This window comes from Microbacterium sp. oral taxon 186 str. F0373, assembly GCF_000411455.1.
Taxonomy (GTDB): Bacteria; Actinomycetota; Actinomycetes; order Actinomycetales; family Microbacteriaceae; genus Microbacterium.
Genome location: NZ_KE150457.1, coordinates 18,720 through 37,018 on the forward strand (window position 1 = coordinate 18,720; position 18,299 = coordinate 37,018).

At 70.3% G+C, this 18,299-nt stretch carries 16 protein-coding genes; 1 reads left to right on the plus strand and 15 read right to left on the minus strand.

Features of this window, described 5'->3' with window-relative positions:
- Nucleotides 1-5: 5 nt before the first annotated feature.
- The 9 genes from HMPREF1529_RS00075 to HMPREF1529_RS00115 form a co-directional block, all read right to left on the minus strand.
- On the minus strand, nt 6-1,094 hold the full coding sequence (locus HMPREF1529_RS00075; RefSeq protein WP_016463231.1) for a DUF418 domain-containing protein: 1,089 nt from the start codon (nt 1,092-1,094) through the stop codon (nt 6-8).
- Between the two features lie 25 nt (nt 1,095-1,119).
- Entirely contained in the window at nt 1,120-2,043 is a 924-nt protein-coding gene (gene argF, locus HMPREF1529_RS00080) for an ornithine carbamoyltransferase (protein ID WP_016463232.1), read from the minus strand.
- Nucleotides 2,040-3,278, minus strand: coding sequence for an acetylornithine transaminase (locus HMPREF1529_RS00085; RefSeq protein WP_036282871.1), 1,239 nt, complete (start codon nt 3,276-3,278; stop codon nt 2,040-2,042). Before HMPREF1529_RS00085 ends, argF begins: the two co-directional genes overlap by 4 nt.
- 56 nt (nt 3,279-3,334) lie before the next feature.
- Complete coding sequence (gene argB / locus HMPREF1529_RS00090) at nt 3,335-4,237, minus strand: acetylglutamate kinase (RefSeq protein WP_016463234.1); 903 nt, start codon at nt 4,235-4,237, stop codon at nt 3,335-3,337.
- Entirely contained in the window at nt 4,234-5,391 is a 1,158-nt protein-coding gene (gene argJ / locus HMPREF1529_RS00095; RefSeq protein WP_005048946.1) for a bifunctional glutamate N-acetyltransferase/amino-acid acetyltransferase ArgJ, read from the minus strand. The genes argB and argJ overlap by 4 nt, the downstream gene beginning before the upstream one ends.
- Entirely contained in the window at nt 5,388-6,437 is a 1,050-nt protein-coding gene (gene argC / locus HMPREF1529_RS00100; protein ID WP_016463235.1) for an N-acetyl-gamma-glutamyl-phosphate reductase, read from the minus strand. Before argC ends, argJ begins: the two co-directional genes overlap by 4 nt.
- A gap of 220 nt (nt 6,438-6,657) precedes the next feature.
- Complete coding sequence (locus tag HMPREF1529_RS00105) at nt 6,658-7,638, minus strand: NAD-dependent epimerase/dehydratase family protein (protein ID WP_016463236.1); 981 nt, start codon at nt 7,636-7,638, stop codon at nt 6,658-6,660.
- Nucleotides 7,635-9,215, minus strand: coding sequence for a hypothetical protein (locus tag HMPREF1529_RS00110; protein ID WP_016463237.1), 1,581 nt, complete (start codon nt 9,213-9,215; stop codon nt 7,635-7,637). The genes HMPREF1529_RS00105 and HMPREF1529_RS00110 overlap by 4 nt, the downstream gene beginning before the upstream one ends.
- On the minus strand, nt 9,197-9,967 hold the full coding sequence (locus tag HMPREF1529_RS00115) for an ABC transporter ATP-binding protein (RefSeq protein WP_005048936.1): 771 nt from the start codon (nt 9,965-9,967) through the stop codon (nt 9,197-9,199). The genes HMPREF1529_RS00110 and HMPREF1529_RS00115 overlap by 19 nt, the downstream gene beginning before the upstream one ends.
- A gap of 97 nt (nt 9,968-10,064) precedes the next feature.
- Here HMPREF1529_RS00115 and HMPREF1529_RS00120 point away from each other — a divergent pair, with 97 nt between their 5' ends.
- Nucleotides 10,065-11,195, plus strand: a complete 1,131-nt coding sequence (locus HMPREF1529_RS00120) for an AAA family ATPase (RefSeq protein WP_016463238.1) — start codon at nt 10,065-10,067, stop codon at nt 11,193-11,195.
- Between the two features lie 17 nt (nt 11,196-11,212).
- Here the strand turns inward: HMPREF1529_RS00120 and pheT are convergent, their stop codons facing one another.
- The 6 genes from pheT to HMPREF1529_RS00150 form a co-directional block, all read right to left on the minus strand.
- Complete coding sequence (gene pheT, locus HMPREF1529_RS00125; protein ID WP_005048931.1) at nt 11,213-13,738, minus strand: phenylalanine--tRNA ligase subunit beta; 2,526 nt, start codon at nt 13,736-13,738, stop codon at nt 11,213-11,215.
- Complete coding sequence (gene pheS / locus HMPREF1529_RS00130; protein WP_016463239.1) at nt 13,738-14,778, minus strand: phenylalanine--tRNA ligase subunit alpha; 1,041 nt, start codon at nt 14,776-14,778, stop codon at nt 13,738-13,740. The genes pheT and pheS overlap by 1 nt, the downstream gene beginning before the upstream one ends.
- A 57-nt stretch (nt 14,779-14,835) precedes the next feature.
- On the minus strand, nt 14,836-15,786 hold the full coding sequence (locus tag HMPREF1529_RS00135; RefSeq protein WP_232212019.1) for an amino acid ABC transporter permease: 951 nt from the start codon (nt 15,784-15,786) through the stop codon (nt 14,836-14,838).
- Entirely contained in the window at nt 15,783-16,430 is a 648-nt protein-coding gene (locus tag HMPREF1529_RS00140) for an amino acid ABC transporter permease (protein ID WP_016463240.1), read from the minus strand. The genes HMPREF1529_RS00135 and HMPREF1529_RS00140 overlap by 4 nt, the downstream gene beginning before the upstream one ends.
- An 84-nt stretch (nt 16,431-16,514) precedes the next feature.
- On the minus strand, nt 16,515-17,429 hold the full coding sequence (locus HMPREF1529_RS00145; RefSeq protein WP_005048921.1) for a glutamate ABC transporter substrate-binding protein: 915 nt from the start codon (nt 17,427-17,429) through the stop codon (nt 16,515-16,517).
- 64 nt (nt 17,430-17,493) lie between these two features.
- Complete coding sequence (locus HMPREF1529_RS00150; RefSeq protein ID WP_005048918.1) at nt 17,494-18,282, minus strand: amino acid ABC transporter ATP-binding protein; 789 nt, start codon at nt 18,280-18,282, stop codon at nt 17,494-17,496.
- Nucleotides 18,283-18,299 lie beyond the last annotated feature (17 nt).

An 18,299-nucleotide genomic window follows, 5' to 3' on the forward strand; every position in this document is an offset into this window, starting at 1 on the left:
ACGGCTCAACCGGGGATGACCGCGCGGGTGGCGTATGCCAGGGCGCGTTCCAGGGGGCCCCGGCCGAGGACGAGGGCCCACGCGGTGCAGAAGACCAGCGTCGCGCCGACGAACGGCCAGAACGGCTGCAGGTCGCGAAAGCCCGACAAGTCGCCGACGTCGCCCATGGCAAGGGATGCCCACACGGCCCACGCGACGATCTGCCCGACGTACGCGGTGAGCGGCATCGACCCCACGGCGCGCACGGGCAGCAGCACGATGCGCGCAGGCGTGCGACAGATCAGCAGACACAGGCCGATGACGGCGAGCGCGAAGCCGCCCGATCCGACCGCCTCGAGCACACCGCCGGAGTGCGCGCCGTCGGCCAGCACCCGTCCGAGGTACGAGTCCTCGGGCAGGTCGATGACCGTGGATGCCGCGGCGGCGGCCATCGCGCACGCCGCGCCGCCCGCGACCAGCGCGAGCAGCGTGCGCGGGGCGCGCAGGTCGGAGCGTGCGGCAGCCAGACCCGCGATCAGGAAGGCCGCCCACAGGAGGAAGGGATAGTGCCAGCCCAGCAGCAGAACGAGATCGCCGCCGATCGCCCCGGCGGCCACGAGCGCCCGATCCGCCAGCGGCAGCACCCAGGGGGCGCCGACGCCGACGACGCCGGCGAGGACCCAGAGGGTGGATGCCGGCAGGCGCAGCAGCGGCACCGCGAGGAGGAACAGGATGCCGTAGGCCGGCAGGATCACGTAGACCGGGACACCCGTGGCATTCAGCAGCATCCCGATGCCCCAGATGATCGCCGCCCGCACGACCAGGCGGCGCCGGGCGACGACGAGCGTGCGACCCGTCGCGGGCGTGCGGCCCGCGCTCGCCCGCGCACCGGTCATGAGAGCGATCGAGACCCCCGCGAGCGTCGCGAACAAGATCGAGGACCGCCCGTTGACGAGATCGACCCACGCCGCGGGTTGCGCAGCATCGAAATGCGCGATCACCAACAGGTGCGCGGCGAACATCCCGAACACCGCGAGACCCCGCGCGAGATCGACGCCGGCGAGCCTGCCGTCGCCATCCAGCGTGCGCGCGCGGAGCGGACGGGGGGCCGTCATCGTCGTCCCACCGTCCGCATCCCGATCACTGCTGGCGCAGCAGCCAGACCAGCAGGGCCTTCTGGGCGTGCAGCCGGTTCTCCGCCTCATCCCAGACCACGCTCTGCGGTCCGTCGATGACCTCGGCATCCACCTCGTAGCCGCGGTCGGCGGGGAGGCAGTGGATGAAGATCGCGTCGGGGTCGGCGAGGTCCATCGTCTCCTGCGTGACCTTGTATCCACCGAGGTCGTGGACGCGCTGGATCTTCTCCTCCTCCTTGCCCATCGACACCCAGGTGTCGGTGACGATGACGTCGGAGCCGGCGGCCGCCTCGGCGGGATCGGTGAAGAGCGTGACCGAGCCGCCGGTCGTCGCGGCGATGCGATCGGCATCGGCGATGACGTCGGCGCGGGGGGCATACGCGGCGGGCGAGGCGACGCGCACGTGCATGCCGGCGGTGACGCCGGCCAGCACATAGGAGTGACCCATGTTGGAGGTGCCGTCGCCGAAGAACGTGAGGGTCAGACCCTTCAGCTCGCCCTTGTGCTCGCGGATGGTGAGCAGGTCGGCGAGCAGCTGGCACGGGTGGAAGTCATCGCTGAGGGCGTTGATGACCGGCACCGTCGTGCCGCGCGCCATCTCCTCCAGGCCCGCCTGCGCGTAGGTGCGCCACACGATGGCCGCGACCTGGCGCTCCAGCACCCGCGCGGTGTCGGACGGCGTCTCCTTGCCCCCGAGCTGGCTGTTGGCGGTCGAGATGATCAGCGGCGATCCGCCGAGATCGGCGATTCCGACCGCGAACGACACGCGCGTGCGCGTCGAGCTCTTGTCGAAGATGACCGCCACGGTCTGGGGGCCCTCGAGGGGCTTGAGCTTCCAGCGATCCTTCTTCAGGGCGACGGCCAGATCGAGGATCTCGGCCTGCTCGGCCGAGGTGAGATCGTCATCGCGGAGCAGGTGTCGGGTCATGCGGAGGCCTCCGGGGTCGAGGGGTCGGACGCGTCGAGCACGAGGGCGTCGGCGACGGTCGCGAGGGAGCGGGTGAACAGGTCGATGAACTCGTCGATCTCGACGTCGCCGATGGTCAGCGCGGGCGCGATGCGGATCGTGCTGTCGTTGGCGGCGTTGACGATGAGTCCGTGCTGCTGTGCGGCGGCCACGACCGCACCGGCCACGGGATGCCGCAGCGCGACGCCCAGCAGCAGGCCCGCGCCACGGCATCCCTCGACCAGCGGCGACGGGATGGCCTCGATCGCGGCGCGCAGCTGCGCGCCGCGGACGGCCGCGTTCTCGACCAGGCCGGCGCGGTCGATCTCGCCGAGCACGGCCAGGGAGGTCGCCGTCGCGAGCGGATTGCCGCCGAAGGTCGAGCCGTGCGTGCCCGGGTAGAAGAGGTCGCTGGCGGCGCCGAAGGTGATGAGCGCCCCGATCGGGAAGCCGCCGCCGATGCCCTTGGCGACGGTGATCGCGTCGGGCGTGATCCCCTCGCGCTGGAAGGCGAACCAGGCACCGGTGCGACCCGCGCCCGTCTGGATCTCATCGACGATCAGCAGCGCACCGTGACGCGCGGTGATCTCGCGTGCTGCGGTGAGGTATCCCTCCGGCAGTGGGACGACACCCGCCTCACCCTTGATGGGCTCGACGAACAGGGCTGCCACGTCGTCGCCCATGGCCGCCTCGAGGGCTTCCACCGTCGAGTCGAGGAACTCGACCCCGGGGACCATCGGCAGGAACGGTGCCTGCATGTACGGCTTTCCGGTGAGGGCGAGCGTTCCCATCGTGCGGCCGTGGAACGCATCCTTCAGCGCCAGGATGCGGGGGCGCGCGGCGCGCGCGTCCGTCGCCGCGCCGTGCAGGCGGGCGAGCTTGAAGGCGGCCTCGTTCGCTTCGGCGCCCGAGTTCGCGAAGTACACGCGTCCGGTGTCTCCGGCACCCGACAGGCGCTTCAGCTCGGCGGCCAGCGCCAGCTGCGGCGGTGTCGCGAAGAAGTTCGACACGTGCGACAGCGTGGCGGCCTGGCGCGACACGGCCTCCACGAAGACGGGGTGTGCGTGACCGAGCGAGGTGACGGCGATGCCCCCGAGGAAGTCGAGGTAGCGGCGCCCGTCGGCGTCCCAAAGCGACGAGCCCTCGCCGCGGACGAACAGGGCCATCCGGTCGCCGGCGTTGCGCACGAGGTCGCGCCCGGCATCGTCCTGCCACATCGCGCTCGTCCCCTCGAGCAGATCCGACTCCTGCACGCTCACGTTCTGTACGCCGCTCACTGCGCCACCACCTCTGTTCCGATTCCCTGCTCCGTGAAGACCTCGACCAGCACCGAATGGGGCTGGCGTCCGTCGATGATCGCCGCTGTGTCGACGCCGCCGTCGACGGCGTCGAGGCACGCCTGCATCTTCGGGATCATGCCCGACTCCAGCCGCGGCATCATCGCGCGCAGCTCATCGGCGGTCAGATGCGAGACCAGCGAGTCGCGATTCGGCCAGTCGGCGTAGAGGCCCGCGACATCCGTGAGCACGACGAGCTTCGCCGCGCCCAGCGCGACGGCCAGAGCGGCTGCCGCGGCATCCGCATTGACGTTCAACGAGTGCCCGGGGTTATCGAGGTCGGGTGCGATCGACGAGACCACCGGGATCCGACCGGCGGCGAGCTGGTCGAGCACCGGCTGCGGGTCGACGCGGACGACGTCGCCGACGGCGCCGAGATCGTGCTCGGTACCGTCGATCACCACGCCGCGCCGCCGCCCCTGGAAGAGCCCCGCGTCCTCCCCCGACACCCCGACGGCGAAAGGCCCGAACGCGTTGATGCGCCCGACCAGCTGCGGGTTCACCTGACCGGTGAGCACCATCCGCACGACGCTGATCGCCTCGGTCGAGGTCACCCGGTAGCCGCCCTTGAACTCGCTGGGGATGGCGAGCCGATCGAGCATCTGCGAGATCTGCGGGCCTCCCCCGTGCACGACGACCGGCTTGACACCGACGAACCGGAGGTACGCGATGTCCTGCGCGAACGCGTCCTGCAGCTCTTCGGAGACCATGGCGTTGCCGCCGTACTTGATCACGATGATCTGCTCGCGGAAGCGCTGCAGCCACGGCAGCGACTCGATGAGGACGGCGGCCTTCTCGGCGGCCTCCTCGGGCGTGGTCTGCTGAATCTTGCCGGTCATGAGCTGTACGCGCTGTTCTCGTGCACGTAGTCGTGCGTCAGATCGTTCGTGAGGATCGTCGCCGCGGCCGCGCCCGCCTTGAGGTCGATGAGCACGTCCGTCGCACGCGGCGTGAGGTCGACCTCCTCGCGGGGACGGTCCGGCGCACCCGCGCTGCACAGTCGCACCCCGTTGAAGCTCACATCCACGGCGTAGGGGTCGAAGGCCGCCTGCGTCGTGCCGATCGCGGCCAGCACGCGGCCCCAGTTGGGGTCGTTTCCGAAGATCGCGGCCTTGAAGAGGTTGTTACGCGCGACCGAGCGCCCCACCTCGACGGCGTCGTCCTCGGATGCCGCACCCACGACCCGGATGGTGATGTCGTGACTCGCACCCTCGGCATCCGCCTGGAGCTGTCGGGCAAGAGAGGTGCACACCTGGATCAGTGCCGCGCGGAACGCCTCCGCATCCGGCGCGAGCCCGCTGGCTCCGCTGACCATGAGGGTGACCTGGTCGTTGGTCGACATGCAGCCGTCGGAGTCGAGCCGGTCGAAGCTCACCCGGGTGGCGGCACGCAGGTGCGCATCGGCCTCCGCGGCAGACAGCACCGCGTCGGTGGTGATGACCACGAGCATCGTGGCAAGGCCGGGAGCGAGCATCCCCGCACCCTTCGCCATCGCTCCGATGGTCCACCCCTCAGCTGTGACCACCGCCATCTTCGGCACGGTGTCGGTCGTCATGATCGCGCGCGCCGCGCCGTCTCCGCCATCGTCCGACAGCGCGGCGATCGCGCGCTCGGTGCCGTCGAGCACCTTCGCGCGGAAGACCTCGTCGCCCGTGCCGATGAGCCCGGTCGAGCACACGAGCACATCGCCGGGGCTGACACCGAGCAGCTCGGCGGCCTTCTCGGCCGTCTGATGCGTCGTCTGGAAGCCGAACGCGCCGGTGAAGCAGTTCGCGCCGCCCGAGTTGAGCACGATCGCCTCGACGGCGCCGTCCTGGATGGCCTGCTGCGACCACAGGATCGGGTTCGCCTTGGCGCGGTTGCTGGTGAAGACCGCGGCGCCGACGTTCAGCGGGCCACGGTTGACGACGACGGCGACATCGGGCTTGCCGGTCGACTTGAGGCCGGCCACGACACCGGCGGCGGCGAATCCTGCGGGGGCGGTGACGCTCACGGTGCCACTCCGTTCACGGTCAGACCCGTGGCCTCGGGAAGGCCCAGGGCGATGTTCATCGACTGGATGGCGGCACCGGCGGTGCCCTTGACGAGGTTGTCGACGGCGGTCACGACGACGACGCGGTTCGCGGCGCGATCGATCGCGAGGCCGATGAGGGCGGTGTTGGCGCCCAGCACGTCCGCCGTGCGGGGGAACTGGCCCTCGGGGAGCAGCTGCACGAACGTCTCACCGTCGTACGCGCTCTCCCAGGCCGAGCGGATCTCGGCATCCGTCACGCCGTCCACGATCGGCGCCGTGGAGGTGGCAAGGATGCCGCGGGCCATCGGCACCAGCACCGGCGTGAACGAGATGCGGGCATCAGCCGCACCGACGACCGAGAGCGCCTGCTGGATCTCGGGGATGTGGCGGTGCGTGCCGCCGACGGCATACGGGTTGGCGGTGCCGAGGATCTCGGAGGCGAGCAGGTTCGTCTTCAGGCTCTTTCCCGCGCCCGACGGGCCGACCGCGAGGACGTTGACGATGTCGCGCGCATCGATCACCCCGGAAGCGACGCCGGGAACGAGGCTCAGCGCCACCGTGGACGCGTTGCAGCCCGGGGCCGCGATGCGGGAGGCGCCGACGAGACGCTCCCGCTGCTTCTGTCCACCGGCACCGACGATCAGCTCCGGCACGCCATACGTCCAGGGCTCGTGGAAGGCGCCGCCGTAGAACGCGTCCCACGCCGCAGAGGAGGTCAGGCGGTGATCGGCACCGGCGTCGATGACCAGCGGCGTGTCGGCGAGCGCATCGGTGTACTGACCGGACTGGCCGTGCGGGAGGGCGAGGAAGACGACGTCGTGGCCGGCGAGCACCTCGGGCGTCGTCGGCTGCAGGGTGAGACCGGCCAGCGAACGCAGGTGCGGCTGATGCTGGATGAGCGCATCGCCCGCGTTGCTGTGCGCGGTGACGGTGCGGATGTGGACGTCGGGATGGGCGGCGAGGAGGCGCAGGATCTCGCCGCCGGCATAGCCGGAAGCGCCGGAGACGGCGACCGAAAGGGTCATTGTTCAACCTTATTGTGACGTGAGTCGGCAAACGGTGGGCTCGAAGCGGCGACACCGGCGACTCGACCCGTCACGGCGACAGGGAGCTCGCGGGGTCGCCTAGAGTCGGCGGCCGGCCTGACGTCGGCGCGCACGCAGCACCGTGGGGACGGTGACAGGAGCGGCGGCGTGCATGCGGAGACGCTATCGCGCGGCGCGTCGTCGTCGCAAATCGACGCCGTCACTCCGCGAGGGCGTCGAGAATCTCCCGCTCGTCGGCGCGGGTGAGTCCGGCGGAACGGAAACGGTCCAGACCCCGTTCGCGCTCGTCGGCGAGCACGCGCTGCAGCACGTCCTCGAGCGGCCTCAGCCGGCCGCCGAGCAGACGGTAGGCCGCGTTGGAGCGGGTGGCGAAGCCGGGCATGTCATCGGGCAGCCACAGCGGAAGCGATCTCTCCCCCGCCCAGTACCCGACTCCTCGGGAGGCGAGCCACGGCGCGGATGCCGGGACGAGCGCACCAGTGTGGCCGGCGATGCTGCGCGCGGCGGCGAGCACCGCCTCCAGCGGAAGGCTGTCGCCGACGGCGTTGACGGCACCGGTGAACCGCGCCTGGCCGACTTCGACCACGAAGTCGGCCAGGTCGTCGACGTCGATCGCCTGCACGCGCGCACCGGGCACGTCGGGGATCAGCACCGGCTCATCCGCGGCGGCGGCGAAGCGGGCGACCCAGTAGCCGAAGCGGTCGGTGGGATCGCCCGGGCCGGCGATCAGGCCCGGGCGCACCACGGCCGCCCGGTGGCCGAGCGCCGCCCGCACGGTCTGCTCGGCGGCGGCCTTCTCGCGTCGGTAGTCGTACGGGTCGCCGGGCTGGGCGGCCGCCGCGAGGGGGGCGGACTCGTCGGCGCCCGCAGTGTCGTCGGTGGCGTAGGCGGAGACGCTCGACACGTACGTCCCGTGCCGCGTCCGCTCCGCGAGCGCAGCGGTCGCGGCACGCACGTGGGCGGCTGACGAGGAAATGTCGACGACCTCGGCCCACTCCCGGTCCGCGACGGCGGCATACGCATCGTCGCGGTCACGGTCGGCGACCACCAGCCGAGTGCCGGACGGCGCGTCGCGGGCACCGCGGGCGAGGACGGTCACGGCGGCACCGGCATCCTGCCAGCGCCGGGCGATCCGGCCCGAAAGCCAGCCGGTGCCGCCGAGGATCAGGACATCGGTCATGTCGTCGGGAAGGCCTTGATGCGCTGGAGCAGGTCGGCACCGGTGCGATCCAGCGTCCGGCCGCCGAGCCACACCCCCAGGACCGCGGCGCCTCCGCCGACGACGATGCCGACGACGAGCGCCACCCACCCCCAGACGGCCGCGCCGGTGATGAACCCGGTGACGGCGAACGCGATGGCCGGCGCTCCGATGACGAGGCATGCGCCCATCACGACGAACACGAGCAGACCGGTCAGGAACGTCTGACCCGGCACGCTCTTGAACGGGCTGTCGCCGGGGGCGGCGACGGGGGTCACGAGAAGGGCCGACGACACCGCCGAGACGCCGTAGCCGCCGAGGACCAGACCGAGAGAGGCCCCGAGGATGCCGGGCAGGTGCGCGAGATGCCCGCCCACCGCCGTCGTCACCACCGCCAGCAGCACGATCAGGGGGATGCCGATGCTCGCCGCCCCCAGCATGCGGCCGAGACGGTCGTCGCGTCCGCGGATGCCGGTCGCGAGCACCGACGCGAAGGCCGTGCCGTCGTAGGAGACGTCGGTGTACCCGGCCAGGCACAGCACGAGCGCCACGAGCACCGCGGAGCTGGAGAACATGAAGCCGTCGATGCCGCCCGTGAACGCGAACAGCAGCGGGAACAGCGGCACGATGAGCAGCTGCCGCAGGTACCGCGGGTCGCGCAGCCAGGCCGTCAGCGACCGCGCCCACGTCGCTCCCACTCCCCCGGTGGGCATACGCCCGAACAGGCCGAGTGATCCCGAACGCGCGACCTTGGCGGTACGCTGCCGGGGCGCGGTGACGGCACCGCGCAGAGCGCGGGCCCACAGCAGCCACAGCACGCCGAGCGTCGCCACGGCGATGAGCAGCCGCGCTGCCGCAGCTGCCCACTGTCCGGCCGCGACGTCGGCGGGAACGGCCCATGCGGCGCCGATCGGCGTCCAGCCGAGCACGCCCGCAACCTCGGGGATCCGCTCGCGGACGCCGGCCGTCGACGTCAGTGCGAGGGTGCCGGTCACGATGGGCCCGGCCATGATCAGCAGGACGAGCACGATCGTGCCGATGAACTCCCGCCCGCGTCGGTTTGCCCCCATGGCGCCCGAGAGCGCGGACACGAGCCGGGACGCCACGACGCACGTCAACACCGCCAGGGCGACGGACACGAGAGCGATGGCCGCGGCGAGCGGCCACCGGACCCAGAGGGCGATCGTCGCGAGTGCCGCGATCGCGGTGGCGATGCCGGGGATGCCGGTGAGACCGGTGGCGGTGAGGGCCAGCATGATCTGCCGCGTGCTGAGAGGGAACGGGGCGAGCTTGTCGGCATCCACCGTCGTGTCCATGCCCGTGACGAGCACGGGGCCCAGGACCCACCCCAGCAGGAGGGCGGATCCGCCGATGATCGCGACGGCGCGCGCACCGTCCAGACTCTGGAACACCGCGACGGCGACGAGCCCTGCGATCACGGAGGTGAGGATGCCGATCGCCCACAGGATGCCGAAGCAGAAGCCGACCAGCTGCCAGGGACGACGCGCGAGGGTGTTGCCGAGGATGCGGTATCTCAGCCTCAGGACTGTCGCAACCACTGCGGTCCCTCCGAGGTGTGGCGGCCTCCCACGAGGGAGAGGAACCGGTCCTGCAGGCTCTCGCCCGCGCGCACCTCATCGACCGTGCCGGCGGCCAGGACACGACCGGCCGCGATGACGGCGACGTGGTCGCACATGCGCTGCACGAGGTCCATCGAGTGGCTGGAGATGATGATCGTGCCGCCCGATGACGTGTAGGAGCGCAGGACGTCCTCGATGTTGGCCGCGGAGACGGGGTCGACCGATTCGAACGGCTCGTCGAGCACGAGCAGGCGGGGAGCGTGCACCAGGGCGCAGGCCAGAGCCACCTTCTTGGTCATGCCGGCGGAGTAGTCGGCGACGATCGTCCCGGCCGCCTCACCCAGGTCCATCAGTGCGATGAGATCGGCCACACGGGGGGCGATCTGCTCGCGCGGCACCGAGAACATCATCGCCGTGTAGGTGATGAGCTGCTCGCCCGTGAGACGGTCGAACAGACGAACGCCGTCGGCGAGGTTTCCGATGATGGCCTTGGCGCGCACCGGATCGGCCCACACGTCGACACCGTGCACCCAGGCGCCGCCGGCGTCGGGACGCAGGAGGCCGGTGGCCATCGACAGCGTCGTGGTCTTTCCGGCTCCGTTCGGCCCGACCAGTCCGTAGAACGATCCGGCGGGAACGACCAGGTCGACGCCGCCCACCGCGGTCTTGTCGCCGAAGCGCTTCACGAGGCCTGCAAGCTGCAGGGCGGGCACCATCTGCGTATCAGTCATCCCCACCGAGCCTAGCCCGACCCCTGTGGCCGGTAACACCCCCGTGGACGGACCGCCGGACGCCCGCGGTGTCGGACGGGTCTGCCACCATGACCGCATGCTGCAGACCCTCGCCGTCGCCGGTTACCGCTCCCTCCGGGATGTCGTGGTGCCTCTGGGCGGGCTCACCGTCATCACCGGCCCCAACGGGTCGGGCAAGTCCAACCTCTACCGCGCACTGCGCCTTCTCGCCGCCGCAGCGCGTGGCGAGGTGGTCGGTGCCGTGGCGCGCGAGGGAGGACTGCCGTCCGTCTTGTGGGCGGGTCCGGAGAACGGCGGCACTCAGGGCACGGTGCGCCGTGGCCCGATCGCCCTCAGGCTGGGGTTCTCCTCCGACGAGCTCGGCTACCTCATCGACCTCGGCATCCCGCAGTCCGACCCTTCCGTCGCCAACCCGTTCGCCCGCGACCCGGAGATCAAACGCGAGCAGGTCTTCGCCGGTCCGGTGGCCAAACCCGCCGCGCTGCTGATCGATCGGCGGCGACAGAGCACACGTGTGCGCGAGGGCGGATGGACCGAGCTCGACCAGCGTCTCGCGCCCTACGAGAGCATCGTGACCGACCTGGCCGACGGCGATACCGCGCCCGAGCTGCTGGCGCTGCGACGCACGATGGGCGGGTGGCGCTTCTACGACCATTTCCGCGTGGATGCCGAGGCTCCCGCGCGCCGGCCGCAGGTCGGGACGCGCACCCAGACGCTGTCGCACGACGGGGCGACGCTGGCGGCCACGTGGGCGACGATCGTGGATGCCGGCCACGGCGACGCCCTGGACCGGGCCGTCCGCGACGCCTTCCCGGGGTCCCGCGTGGAGGTCCAGGCGAACGAGGGCCTGTTTCGTCTGGTCCTGCACCAGAGCGGCCTGCTCCGCCCGCTGGAGGCGGCGGAACTGTCGGACGGAACGTTGCGCTATCTCCTGTTGTGCGCGGCCCTCCTGCCGGCGCGGCCCGCGCCGCTGCTGGTGCTCAACGAGCCGGAGGCGAGCCTGCATGTGTCGCTGCTCGCGCCCCTCGCCCGGCTGATCCAGCATGCCGCCCAGCACACGCAGGTGCTCGTCGTCTCGCACGCGCGGGAGCTGGTCGAGGCACTCCCGGCGACGGCTCGCGTCGAGTTGCGCAAGGATCAGAACGGCACGGCCGTCGTCGGCCAAGGGTTCATGGACGTTCCCGCCTGGCATTGGGGGTCGCGGTGAACGGACCCCGAGGCGCACTACTCCCGGATGCTCGCCCCGAAACGCTCGGCGGCCACCGCCACGCCGGCCAGCTTGGCCTCCGTGGCTTCGGCAGCGGTGAGCGTGCGGTCCGGTGCCCGGAACCGCAGCGCGAACGTGAGGCTCTTGGTGCCCTCGGCGAGCCCTGTGCCCCGGTAGTCGTCGACGAGGCGAACGGCCTCCAGCAACGCGCCCGCGCCCTCGCGCAGCGCCGTCTCGACATCTCCCGCGACGACGCCGTCTGCGACCACGAGCGAGACGTCCTGCGTCGCGGCCGGGTATCCCGACAGCGAGGGCGCCACGTCGGGTGCGCCGGCGAGGCGCAGGACGCGGTCGAGATCGAGTTCGGCGACGTAGACCGCGCCCAGCAGGTCGGCATCGGCGGCCACCTGCGGCAGCACCTGACCGACGTAGCCCACCTCCTCGCCGTCGACCGTCAGGATTCCGGCGCGGCCGGGGTGGAGCGCCGCACGCTGCCCCTGCGCGACATCGATACGCACGCCCGCCCCTGCGGCGATGGTCTGGACGGCGCCGAGGACATCCGACAGATCCACCGGGATCGGGGGCTTCCCGGGCTGCTTGGCAACGATGTCGCCCGTGAGCAGGACGGCAACGTGGCGCGGCTGCGGCGGCAACGCGGCGTTGAGCGCGGCGAGCGTGTCGTCGTCGGGACGAATCGCCAGCGGCGGCACGGTGTCGGTGCCGTACGCGACGCCCTCTTCCGGCGTGAACACGAGGCCCGTCTCGAACAGGGCGAGATCGCCGAAGCCGCGGGCCTGGTTGCGGTGTGCGACCTGCAACAGGCCCGGGATCAGTGAACGGCGCAGGTAGGGCGCCTGACCGTCGAGCGGGTTCGCGAGCTTGACCGATGCGATCGGCTCGCCCGACGCCGACCCGTGCAGAGCGTTCGCCTCAGCGGTCGAGAACGGGAACGAGGGCGTCTCCACGAATCCGGCGGCGGCGAGCGCGTTGGCCACGCGACGGCGACCCTTCTGCACCGGTGTCAGTCCGCGCCCGGACGGGGGCGTGGGCAGCACCGACGGGATGCGCTCCAGACCGTGGATGCGGGCCACTTCCTCGGCGAGCGTCCACTTGTCGGTGAGGTCGGGGCGCCACGTCGGCGGAATGACGTGCCAGCCGTCGGTCACGCCGTCGAGCTCCTCGCCCGGCAGCACCTCGCAGCCCACCATCTCGAGGGCGCTCGTGATCTCGGCATCCGTGTAGTCGACACCGATCAGCTCCGAGACGAACCCGTGAGGCAGCTCGATGCCGGCGACGAAGACCTCGCCGAACAGCGCGCCGCCGAGCTCGGTGTCGAGGGCGCCGCCGGCAAGGTCGACCATGAGGTCGGCGACGCGACGGGCGGCCACGAACGGCAGCAGCGGATCGACGCCGCGCTCGAAACGGCGCGACGCCTCCGACGGCAGCTTGTGACGACGAGCCGTGCGAGCGATCGTCACCGGGTCGAAGATCGCGGCTTCGACGAGCACGTTGCGCGTGGCATCCGTCATCTCCGTCGTCCCGCCACCCATCACACCCGCGAGGCCGATGGGGCCGGAATCGTCGGTGATGAGCAGGTCCTCGGCGCTGAGCGTGCGCTCTTTGCCGTCGAGGGTTGTGAGCTTCTCCCCCTCGCCGGCGCGCCGGACGGTGATGCCGCCCTGCAGCCTGTCGAGGTCGTACCCGTGGATCGGGTTGCCGAGCTCCAGCATGACGTAGTTGGTGATGTCGATCAGGATGCCGAGCGAGCGGATGCCGGCGAGGGCCAACCGCGCCACCATCCAGGGCGGTGTCGGCCGCGCCGGGTCGACCCCGCGAACCACGCGGGCGACGAACTCGCTGGCCCCGACGCGGCCGCGCAGCGGCGCACGGTCGTCCACGACGATCGCGAATCCGGAGCCGGGCTGGACGTCGTCCCACGCGTGGGCGGCGGGGTCGGAGAAGGCGGCACCGGTCGCGTGCGAGTACTCACGGGCGATGCCACGGATCGACAGGGCGTAGCCACGGTCAGGGGTGACGTTGACGTCGACGGCGACGTCGTCGAGGCCCAGCAGGGCGATCGCGTCGGTGCCGACCTCCGGATCGAGGCCCAGCTCGACGAGCCGCAGGATGCCGTTGTGCTCGTCACCCAGCCCGAGCTCGCGGGCCGAGGCGATCATGCCGTCCGAGACGTGACCGTAGGTCTTGCGCGCGGAGATCGGGAAGGGCCCCGGAAGGGTGGCACCGGGCAGGGAGACGACGACCTTGTCCCCTTCGACGAAGTTGGACGCGCCGCAGACGATGCCGCGGACACCACCGTTCGCCGCGCCGACATCCACCTGGCACCAGCGGATCGTCTTGCCGTTGGACTGCGGCTCCGCTTCGAAGGAGAGCACCTGGCCGACCACGACCGGTCCGCTGATCTCGAAGCCGATCGCCTCTTCCTCCTCGAAGCCCACCGACACGAGCGCCGCGAAGACGTCGTCGGTCGTGGCGCCCTGGGGAAGCTCGACGTACTCACGCAGCCACGACAGAGGGACGCGCATCAGACCACCATTCCGAACTGCTCGCTGAAGCGGACATCGCCCTCGGCCATGTCACGCATGTCCTGCACGTCCGAGCGGAACATGAGCGTGCGCTCGATGCCCATTCCGAACGCGAACCCCGAGTAGACCTCGGGGTCGATCCCGGCCGCGCGCAGCACGTTCGGGTTGACCATTCCGCAGCCGCCCCACTCGATCCAGCGCGGCCCGCCCTTGAACGTGGGATGCCAGAGATCGAGCTCCGCGGACGGCTCGGTGAAGGGGAAGTAGTTGGTGCGAAAACGCGTTTTCGCCTCGGCGCCGAAGAGCACCTTCGCCGCGTGATCCAGCGTGCCCTTGAGGTTCGCCATCGTGATGCCCTTGTCTACGACGAGGCCCTCGAACTGGTGGAAGGCCGGCAGGTGCGTCGCATCGAACTCGTCGGTGCGGTAAACACGTCCGGGCGAGAGCACGTAGATGGGAAGGTCGCGCTCGAGCATCGATCGCATCTGCACCGGGCTGGTCTGCGTGCGCAGCACGAGGTGCCGCGCGATCGGATCGACGAAGAAGGTGTCCTGCAGCTGGCGCGCCGGGTGGTCGATGTCGAAGTTCAGGCCGTCGAAGTTGTACCACTCGTGCTCGAGCTCGGGCCCCTCGGCGATCTCCCATCCCATGCCGACGAACAGGTCGGCGATCTCCTCCTGCAGAAGCGACACGGGATGCCGGGCCCCGACACGCGCTCGCGGTGAGATCGCGGTGATGTCGACCCGCTCGGCTTCGAGCCGGGCAGCGGACTCCGCGGCTGCGAGCTCCTCCTCGCGGGCGGCGAGCGCCCGCGCGAGGCGGCCGCGAGCCTGGCCGACGAGCTTGCCGAACGCCGCCTTCTGATCGTTCGGCACATGGCGCAGCTGGGCGTTCAGCTGGGCGAGTGGCGAGCCCTCGCCGGCGTGAGCGGCACGAGCGGTCTTCAGCTCGAGCGTGGAGCCTGCCGCGGCGACCGCCGACAGCGCGTCCGCGACAGCGGCATCGACGTTCTCTGGAGTGATCTCGGGTGCGTCAGACACAAGAGAGGAGTCTACCGGGGGGCGGGCAACCCTCCCCGCCGCGCTGATCCCCGCCGATCAGTGCGGTCGGCGCGGCAGACGGCCGGGCCCGCCGCCCTCGTTGCCCGTGGCGCGATCGGTCGCCTGCTGCAGACCGATCAACTGGGTGTCGGTCGTTGCGCCCACCGGGTGGTGCAGCGCGCCTCCTTCCGCGGCCTGCTGCTGCTGACGCCGCTTCGTGCGCTGCTCGATGCGGTACGCGACGTAGCTCAACGCCAGGCACATGGCGACGTAGATCGTGCCGCCGACGATGGCCGTCTGTATCAGCGGTGAGCTGTACACCGCGTTCGAGCCGAGCAGCTTGATGACGTACAGCAGCTCGGGGTAGGTGATGATGAAGCCGAGCGCGGTGTCCTTGAGCGTGACGACCAGCTGGGCGACGATCACGGGCATCATGGCGCGGATCGCTTGGGGCAGCAGGATGAGGCGGAGCACCCCGGCCTTGCGCAGACCGATCGCGTAGCCGGCCTCGCTCTGGCCGCGCGGCAGCGACTCGACGCCGGCACGGATCACCTCGGCGAGGACGGAGCCGTTGTAGGCGACGAGCGCGATCACGACCGCCCAGTAGGGCTCCATGCGGATGCCGACAACGGGAAGTCCGTAATAGAGGAGCATCATGAACACGAGCACCGGAACCGCGCGGAGAACCTCGGTCACCCACCCGACGGGCGTGCGTATCCAGGCACGATCCGACAGACGCCCGATTGCGAGGACCAACCCCAGCGCGAGCGCACCCGCCGCCGCCGCCGCGAAGGCGGCGAGCGTCGCGAGGGCACCGTCGAGCAGACGCTGCCAGATCGTCCCGTAGGTGAAGATCTCCCACTTGTCGGCGGCGAACTGACCGGTGGCGGCGAAGCGCCAGATCACCCATCCCGCCGCCGCCGCGATCACGACGATCGTCACCGCACCGAGCACGCGGTTGCGGGCGATCGCCTTCGGCCCGGGGACGTCATAGAGGACGGAACTCATCGGGCGACCTTCCATCTGCGCTCCATCGCCCGCTGCAGCCACGCGAGCAGCAGCACGAGGGCGACGAAGATGACCATGACCCACAGAAGTGTCACGAGCTGGTTCTCGCCGCGCTCGCTGAGGTTGCTGCGCACGGAGCCGAGATTGAGCACCGAGAAGCCGGCGGCGACCGTCGTGTTCTTCAACAGCGCGATGAGCACGCTCATCATGGGCGGGATGACCGAGCGCGTCGCCTGCGGCAGGACGACGAGCGTCATCACCTGACCGAACGTGAGCCCGAGTGCGCGCGCGGCCTCAGCCTGCCCCACCGGGACCGTATTGATCCCCGAGCGCAGCGTTTCGGCGACGTAGGTCGCCGTGTAGACGCCGAGGGCGATCGTCGCCAGCAGGATCGCATCGATGCGCTCACGCAGCAGGATCGGCAGGCAGAACGCGAAGAAGAACATGACGAGGGTCAGAGGTGTGTTGCGGATCCAGTTGACGTAGACCGTGCCCACCGCCCGCGCCGCGGGGATCGGCGAGACCCGCATGGCACCGACGACGAAACCGAGCACCAGCGCGAGAATGCCCCCGCCGATGAACAGCACCATCGTTCCTCTGAGCGCCTCACCCCAGAGATCGAGGTTGTTGGTGATGATCTCCACCGCCCCGCCTTCCGTCGTTCTCGTTGTCGTCGTCTCGGTGCCGGATGCCGGCGGCAGCGCACTCGTCGCTGCCGCCGGCCCCGCTCAGCTCGCGGCGTCGACCGGGGGCTGCGTCGCCTTCACACCGGAGGCGCCGAGGTTCTTGTCGAAGATCGCCTGCCAGGTCGACCCCCCGTCGGTGAACATCGTGTTGATGAACGTCTGCAGCGCGGTGTCGCCCTTGGCGATGCCGACGCCGTAGCGCTCCTCGCTGAACGGTTCGCCGACGACCTTGAGCTTGTCGGGAGCCTGGGCCGCGTACCCGATGAGGATCGCTTCATCGGTCGTGACCGCGTCGACCTGACCGTTCTTGAGGTCTTCGACGCACGCCGAGTAGGTGTCGTACTCCTTGGTCTTGGCGGGAGTCTGATCCTTGATCCGCTGAATCGAGGTCGAGCCGGTCGCCGAGCAGACGGTGTCGTCCGCGGTCAGAGAGTCTTTGCCCGTGATCTTGTCGTTGTCGGCGGCGACCAGCAGGCCCTGTCCGGTGATGAAGTACGGACCGGCGAAGGAGATCTGCTGCTTGCGCTTGTCGGTGATCGAGTAGGTGCCGACGTAGTAGTCGATGTCACCGTTCACGAGGGCCTGTTCCCGGTTGGCCGAGGCGATCGGCTGGAACTGGATCTTGTCCTCGGCGACGCCGAGCGAGGCGGCGATCCAGCGCGCGATGTCGACGTCGAAGCCGCTGCGCGTGTTGGTCACCGGGTCCAGGTAACCCAGGCCCGGCTGGTCCTCCTTGACGCCGACGGTGACGGTGCCGGAGCTCTTGATCTTGTCGAAGGTGGGGCTGCCCTCGATCGTCACGTCGGTGGCGACCGTCCAGGGATTCTCGGCGGCACCCGAGGCACCGCCGGTGGAGCCCGGCTCCGCGCCGGGCGTACCGCTGTTGCACGCGGTGAGGGCGAGCGCGGCGAGGGCGATCCCCGCGATGCTGCCGGCGATTCTGTTCTTCTTCAGCATGTGATCCTCCTGTTTCGTATCCATCTCTCGTTGACCGCGCCGGTGCCAGGCGCGGACGTCTCGGTCAGTGCGTGATCAGCTTGGAGAGGAAGTCCTTCGCCCGGTCGCTCGTGGGGGCCGTGAAGAACTGGTCGGGGCGTGCCTGCTCGATGATCTGGCCGTCGGCCATGAAGACCACTCGATCGGCCGCTTTACGCGCGAACCCCATCTCGTGCGTGACGACGATCATCGTCATGCCGTCCTGGGCGAGACCGACCATGACGTCGAGCACCTCGTTGATCATCTCCGGGTCGAGCGCACTGGTGGGCTCGTCGAACAGCATGACCTTGGGCTTCATCGCCAGCGCCCGGGCGATCGCGACACGCTGCTGCTGACCGCCGGAAAGCTGTCCCGGCAGCTTGGATGCCTGATGCCCGACGCCCACGCGCTCCAGCAGCACCTTGGCTTCGGCTTCGGCATCCGCCTTCTTCATCTTCTTGACCTTGATGGGGCCGAGCGTGACGTTCTCGAGGATCGTGAGGTGGGAGAAGAGGTTGAAGGACTGGAACACCATGCCCACGTCTGCACGCAGAGCCGCGAGCGCCTTTCCCTCCTTCGGCAACTCTTTGCCGTCGATGGTGATCGTGCCGCTCGTGATCGTTTCGAGGCGGTTGATCGTGCGGCAGAGCGTCGACTTGCCCGAGCCGGAGGGGCCGATCACCACGACGACCTCACCGCGGTTGACCGTCATATCGATGTTCTTCAGCGCGTGGAAGTCGCCGTAGTGCTTCTCGACGTTGCTGACCACGACGAGGGGATCCCCGCGGCGCACGGTGATGTTGGACGTCGCCGGGGTCGCATTCGGAATCGACATGCGGGCCAGCCTAGGCA